Raw genomic sequence first — 6,543 nt, forward strand, 5'->3', positions numbered from 1 at the left:
CCTCCTCCAACCACAACGCACCGGACCCGGCGCCCGTACTCGCATCTACACCGCACGTGATCGCACTCGGTTGCGGCTTACCTTGCGGGCAAAACGCCTGGGGCTTTCGCTGACCGAGGCAAAGGAAATCATCGATCTCTACGACAGTCCCAGGGACACCGGTGTGCAGCTCCGCAAATTCCTGGACGTGCTGGCGGGGCACCGCAAGCAACTGGAGGCCCAGATGGCCGATCTTCAGGCGAACCTGGAGGAGGTGCGGGAACATGAAAGGGAAGCGAGGGCACTGCTCCTCAAGGCGGAAAAGAAGAAATAGGCCATAATTGACGTTTACGTAAACGTAACTCAGCCAAGCCATGCCGATCACGCTGTCTGACCTTGCCCATCCCGACCATGTGCACCGGGTTTCTCAGAGTTTTGCCCTTCAGGGCGCCATGCGCACTTTGGGCGCGCAGCTGGGGCACATTGCCCCGGGCGAGGTCGACATCGAATTGGACTGGGCCGCGTCGCTGACACAACAGCATGGTTTTTTACATGCGGGAATGGTGTCCGCCGCGCTGGATTCCGCCTGCGGATACGCGGCCTTTACCCTGATGCCTGACGAGGCCGCGGTGTTGACAATCGAATTCAAGGTCAACCTGTTGGCGCCGGCGCGCGGGCCCCGCTTTCGCATGGAAGGCCGTGTCGTCAAGCCGGGCCGGACCATCACGGTGTGCGAGGGCCGGGCCTACGGTATTGACGGCAGCCAAGAAAAACTGATCGCCACCATGGGCTGCACGCTCATGTCCGTCATCGGGCGCGATGGCATTGCCGGCTGAACTTCTTCTTCATTAATTCCCAAAATAGGAGACTCCATGACCCTCGCCAGCCTTCCCGGCCTGAATTTCCAACTGGGCGAAGATATTGATGCCTTGCGCGACGCTGTGCGCGACTTCGCGCAAGCCGAGATCGCACCGCGTGCGGCGGAGATCGATCGCACCGACCAGTTCCCCATGGACTTGTGGCGCAAGATGGGCGAGTTGGGCGTGCTCGGCATCACCGTGCCGGAGGCGTACGGAGGTGCGCATATGGGGTATCTCGCGCACATGGTGGCGATGGAGGAAATTTCGCGGGCCAGCGCATCGGTGGGCCTGTCCTACGGCGCCCACAGCAATCTGTGCGTGAACCAGATCAACCGCAACGGTTCCGAAGAGCAAAAGCACAAGTACCTGCCCGGCCTGATCAGTGGCGAGCATGTGGGCGCGCTGGCCATGAGCGAGCCGGGCGCCGGCTCCGATGTGATCAGCATGAAGCTCAAGGCCGAAGACAAAGGCGGCTATTACCTGCTCAACGGCACCAAGATGTGGATCACGAACGGCCCGGACGCCGACACGCTGGTGGTTTACGCCAAGACGGAGCCCGAACTGGGGGCACGCGGCGTCACGGCTTTCCTGATCGAAAAGGGAATGAAGGGCTTCAGCATTGCGCAAAAGCTCGACAAGCTTGGCATGCGGGGAAGCCACACGGGTGAGCTGGTGTTCGAGAATGTCGAAGTTCCAGCGAGCCAGATCCTGGGCACCGTCAACGGTGGTGCCAAGGTTCTCATGAGCGGGCTCGACTACGAACGGGCGGTGTTGACCGGCGGGCCGTTGGGGATCATGCAGGCGGTCATGGACAACGTGGTGCCCTACATCCACGACCGCAAGCAGTTCGGCCAGAGCATCGGCGAGTTCCAGCTGATCCAGGGCAAGGTGGCCGACATGTACACGGTGCTGCAGGCGGGCCGCTCGTTTGCCTACACGGTGGCGAAGAACCTCGACATGCTGGGGACCGACCATGTGCGCCAGGTACGCAAGGACTGCGCGTCCGTCATCCTGTGGTGCGCCGAAAAAGCCACCTGGATGGCCGGCGAGGGTGTTCAGATTTTTGGCGGAAACGGTTACATCAACGAATACCCGTTGGGCCGCTTGTGGAGAGATGCAAAACTCTACGAGATCGGCGCCGGCACCAGCGAAATTCGCCGTATGCTAATCGGCCGCGAATTGTTCGCGGAAACATGCTGATTTGTTGAACAATCTTCGAAAGAACTGACATGGCCGTTCCCGACATCGAACAACTTTTCGTCCACAACCGTGCGTGGGCAGCGCAGATGGAGCGGGAACGTCCCGGGTTTTTCACGGGCCTCATGGCACAGCAAAAGCCCAAATACATGTGGGTCGGCTGTTCCGACAGCCGCGTGCCAGCCAACCAGATCACCGGATTGGAGCCCGGAGAGGTGTTCGTGCACCGCAACGTGGCCAATGTGGTGGTGCCCACCGATCTGAACTGTCTCTCCACCATCCAGTATGCGGTCGACCAGCTGCGGGTCGAACATCTGATGGTGGTCGGCCATTACGGGTGCGGCGGCGTGCTGGCCGCGCTGCAGGATGTGCGTGTGGGCCTGGCGGACAACTGGATCCGCCACGTGAAGGATGTGCGCGACCGCCACCGCGAGCTCATCGCCGCGACGCCGCAGGCGTGGCGCCATGACGTGCTGTGCGAACTCAACGCCATCGAGCAGGTGATGAACGTCGCGCAGACCACCGTGATGCTCGATGCCTGGGCGAGCGGCCAGAACGTCACCCTGCATGCCTGGTGCTACGGCCTCAAGGATGGGTTGATCAAGAACCTGAACCTGGAGGTCTCCGGCACCGAAGGCCTCGACGCGCTTTATCAGGCGGCCGTTGCCGGCATTGCGGCCACCCGCCGCGAGTAAGCTCGCTCTCCTTCGCAGGACGCGGCCCATGTTTCCCCAGCGACTGGATTCCCCCCACGCCTACGCGATCGCCAAGGCAATGATGGATGGCTTCAACCGCCACTATCAGCTGTTCCGCACGGAGTCCGCGCGCGCCAAGCACCGTTTCGAGACGGCCGACTGGCTCGGGCAGCAACGGGCCCAGCGCGAGCGGATCGAGTTCTACGATCTGCGCGTGAAGGAATGCGTGCGACGGCTGGACAAGGAGTTCAACGCGGGCGAGCAGCCCATGGACGTGTGGCACCAAGTCAAGCTGCACTACATCGGCCTGCTCGTGGACCACCACCAGCCCGAGCTGGCCGAGACGTTCTTCAACTCGGTCACGACGAAGATCCTGCACCGCACGCATTTCCACAACGACTTCATCTTCGTGCGGCCGGCCGTGAGCACGGAGTACATCGAAAACGAGGAGCCGGCCGCCCGGCCGACGTACCGCGCCTATTACCCGTCGCCGGACACATTGCACGAGACGTTGGTCCGCATCGTGGACAACTTCCAGCTGCAGCGCGAGTTCGAAGACCTGGACCGCGATACCCGCCATGTGCTGGCAGCCCTCCAGCAGCGCCTGGGGCCACACACCAAGCTGCGCGCCAATTTCCAGGTGCAGGTGCTGTCGGGCCTGTTCTATCGAAACAAGGGCGCCTACTTGGTGGGCAAGGTGATCAACGGCTTCAACGAACTGGCGTTTGCCTTGCCGATCCTGCACGGCAGCGCGGGCCGCCTGGTGATCGATGCGGCCCTGTTCGGCGAGGACGACCTGCAGATGCTGTTCAGCTTCGCGCGGGCGTATTTCATGGTGGACATGGAAATCCCCAGCGCCTACGTGCAGTTCCTGCGCAGCCTGATGCCGCGCAAGCCCCGGGCCGAGCTGTACAACGCGTTGGGCCTTGCCAAGCAAGGCAAGACGCTTTTCTACCGCGACTTCCTGCACCACCTGCGTTATTCCAGCGACCGCTTTCGCATCGCGCCGGGCATCAAGGGGATGGTGATGCTGGTGTTCGATCTGCCCAGCTTCCCATTCGTGTTCAAGCTCATCAAGGACTACTACCCGCCGCCGAAGGACACGACGCGCGAGCAGATCCAATCCAAGTACCTGCTGGTCAAGCAGCACGACCGCGTGGGCCGCATGGCCGATACGCTCGAATACAGCGAGGTGGCCTTTCCGCGCGAGCGATTCGAAGACGGGCTGATCGCCGAGATCGAGAAATTCGCCCCGAGCCAGCTGGAGATCAGCGACCGCGACGGCGACGGCCAGATCGAAGTCATCATCAAGCACCTGTACATCGAGCGGCGGATGATTCCGCTCAACATCTACCTGCAGGAGGCCTTCGAGGCCGGCCTGCACGATCCGCGCGCGCGCCAGCAGATGGAGCGCAGCGTGGTCGAATACGGCAATGCGATCAAGGATCTGGTGGCCGCCAACATCTTTCCCGGCGACATGCTGTGGAAGAACTTCGGCGTCACGCGCAACGGCAAGGTGGTGTTCTACGACTACGATGAGATCGAATACCTCACCGATTGCCAGTTCCGCCGCGTGCCCGCGGCGCGCAACGAAGAGGACGAGATGAGCTGCGAGGTCTGGTATGCCGTGGGTCCGCGCGACGTATTCCCGGAAACCTTCGCCCCCTTTTTGCTCGGCAACGACGCGGTGCGCGATGTGTTCATGCGCTACCACGCCGATCTGCTGGATGCGGACTTCTGGCAGTCGCACAAGGAGCGCATCCAGGCGGGCCATGTGTACGACGTCTTTCCCTATGACAACGAACGGCGATTCTCGTCCGGGACTGCACCGCCTTCCTGAGCGCCGCCGTGGCCGCACCCTGGCCCATCCCTTCGGCTTTTTTAACCCCTTCCCCCTCTTTTTGCAGGAGCAACAGCATGAGCAGTGATTCCATCGTCATCGTCGGTGCCGCGCGCACCCCCATGGGCGCCTTCCAGGGCGATTTCTCCAGCCTGGCGGCGCACGACCTGGGCGGCGTGGCCATTCGCGCCGCCGTCGAGCGCGCTGGCATCGCGCCGGAGTCGGTCGAAGAGGTGCTGTTCGGCAATTGCCTGATGGCCGGCCAGGGCCAGGCGCCCGCGCGCCAGGCAGGCTTCAAGGGCGGGCTGCCGCAGAGCGCCGGCGCCGTGACGCTGAGCAAGATGTGCGGCTCGGGCATGAAGGCCGCGATGTTCGCGCACGACCTGCTGCTGGCCGGCACGCACGATGTGATCGTCGCCGGCGGCATGGAGAGCATGACCAACGCGCCGTACCTGCTGCAAAAGGGCCGCGGCGGCTACCGCCTGGGCCATGACCGCATCTTCGACCACATGATGCTCGACGGCCTGGAGGACGCCTATGAGCCCGGCCGCTCGATGGGCACCTTCGGTGAGGATTGCGCCGCCAAGTACCAGTTCACGCGCGAGCAGCAGGATGCCTTCGCCGTGGCCAGCGTGCAGCGCGCCAAGGCGGCCAGCGACTCCGGCGCGTTCGCCGACGAGATCGCACCGGTCACGGTCAAGACCCGCGCGGGCGAGACCGTGGTGTCGGTGGACGAAGGCCCGGGCAAGGTCAAGCTGGACAAGATTCCCCAGCTCAAGCCCGCGTTCAAGAAGGACGGCACCATCACCGCCGCCTCCAGCTCCAGCATCAACGACGGCGCGGCCGCGCTCGTGATGATGCGCGAGTCCACCGCCCTCAAGCTCGGCCGCCAGCCCATCGCCCGCATCGTGGCCCATGCCATGCACGCCCAGGCTCCGGAATGGTTCACCACCGCGCCGGTCGGCGCCACCCAGAAAGCCTTGAACAAGGCCGGCTGGAGCGTGCTGGACGTGGACCTGTGGGAAGTGAATGAGGCCTTTGCCGTCGTGCCCATGGCGCTCATGAAGGAGCTGAACGTGTCGCACGACATCGTGAACGTGAACGGTGGCGCCTGCGCCCTGGGCCACCCCATCGGTGCCAGCGGCGCCCGCATCATGGTCACGCTGATCCATGCGCTGAAGGCGCGCGGCAAGAAGCGCGGCCTGGCCACGCTGTGCATCGGCGGGGGCGAAGGCACGGCCGTCGCGCTGGAGCTGATCTGATCGAGGCCCGTGGGGCATTGCTATTAAATATATAGCAATACGCCCCAGAATTGATTGCGGTGGAAGCCGATTGGATACAAGGATTCAGGCAGTGACCCAGACCGTTCTCGTCATCGGCGCATCGCGCGGCATCGGGCTCGAATTCGTGCGGCAGTACCGCGAGGCCGGCTGGCGCGTGATCGCCACCGTGCGCGACGACGCCGGCCTCGAGCGCGTGCAGTCCCTGGGGGCCGAGCCGATGCGCGTGGATGTGGCCGACCCGGCCAGCGTCAGCGGCCTGGCTTGGCTTCTGGACGGCGAAAAGCTCGACGTGGCGCTCTACGTGGCGGGCGTGATCCGCCGGCCCTCGGCGCTCACCCCGCCCACGCGCGAGGATTTCGACGCCGTCATGCGCACCAACGTGCTCGGCGCCATGCAGGCGCTGCCGCAGGTTGCGCCCCATGTGGCGATGGCGGGCGGCACCCTGGCGTTCCTGTCGTCCGCCATGTCGCTGATCGGCAGCGTGCCGGGCAGCGATTCGTGGCTGTACCGCACGAGCAAGGCCGCGCTCAACATGGCGGTGGCCGCGGCGCAGCACGACTATCCGGAGGCCACGCTCATCACGCTCGACCCGGGCTGGGTGCAAACCGACATGGGGGGCGAGGGCGCGGCGCTCACGCCCGAGGCGAGCGTGCGCGGCATGCGCGCGGTGCTGGCGGGCGTCACCCCGG

The 6,543-nt window shown here is 64.1% G+C and carries 7 protein-coding genes; all 7 read left to right on the forward strand.

What is annotated here, in order from left to right; genetic code table 11:
• On the forward strand, positions 1 to 313 hold a 313-nt coding region (locus AC27IQ_RS17335), incomplete at its 5' end, for a MerR family DNA-binding protein (protein ID WP_487090199.1).
• Between the two features lie 40 nt (positions 314 to 353).
• Entirely contained in the window at positions 354 to 815 is a 462-nt protein-coding gene (locus AC27IQ_RS17340) for a PaaI family thioesterase (protein ID WP_487090200.1), read from the forward strand.
• Positions 816 to 851: 36 nt separating this feature from the next.
• A complete protein-coding gene (locus AC27IQ_RS17345) occupies positions 852 to 2,039 on the forward strand; it encodes an isovaleryl-CoA dehydrogenase (RefSeq protein WP_487090201.1) in 1,188 nt (395 codons plus the stop codon).
• Positions 2,040 to 2,068: 29 nt separating this feature from the next.
• Complete coding sequence (gene can / locus AC27IQ_RS17350) at positions 2,069 to 2,731, forward strand: carbonate dehydratase (RefSeq protein WP_284429607.1); 663 nt, start codon at positions 2,069 to 2,071, stop codon at positions 2,729 to 2,731.
• A gap of 28 nt (positions 2,732 to 2,759) precedes the next feature.
• Positions 2,760 to 4,571, forward strand: a complete 1,812-nt coding sequence (gene aceK / locus AC27IQ_RS17355; RefSeq protein WP_487090202.1) for a bifunctional isocitrate dehydrogenase kinase/phosphatase — start codon at positions 2,760 to 2,762, stop codon at positions 4,569 to 4,571.
• Between the two features lie 77 nt (positions 4,572 to 4,648).
• Positions 4,649 to 5,833: an acetyl-CoA C-acyltransferase gene (locus AC27IQ_RS17360; protein ID WP_284397705.1), complete on the forward strand. Its 1,185-nt coding sequence runs from the start codon at positions 4,649 to 4,651 to the stop codon at positions 5,831 to 5,833.
• Positions 5,834 to 5,924: 91 nt separating this feature from the next.
• A partial coding sequence (locus AC27IQ_RS17365; RefSeq protein WP_487090203.1) for an SDR family oxidoreductase occupies positions 5,925 to 6,543 on the forward strand: 619 nt, incomplete at its 3' end.

The organism is Acidovorax sp. KPB24-07 (genome assembly GCF_057543315.1).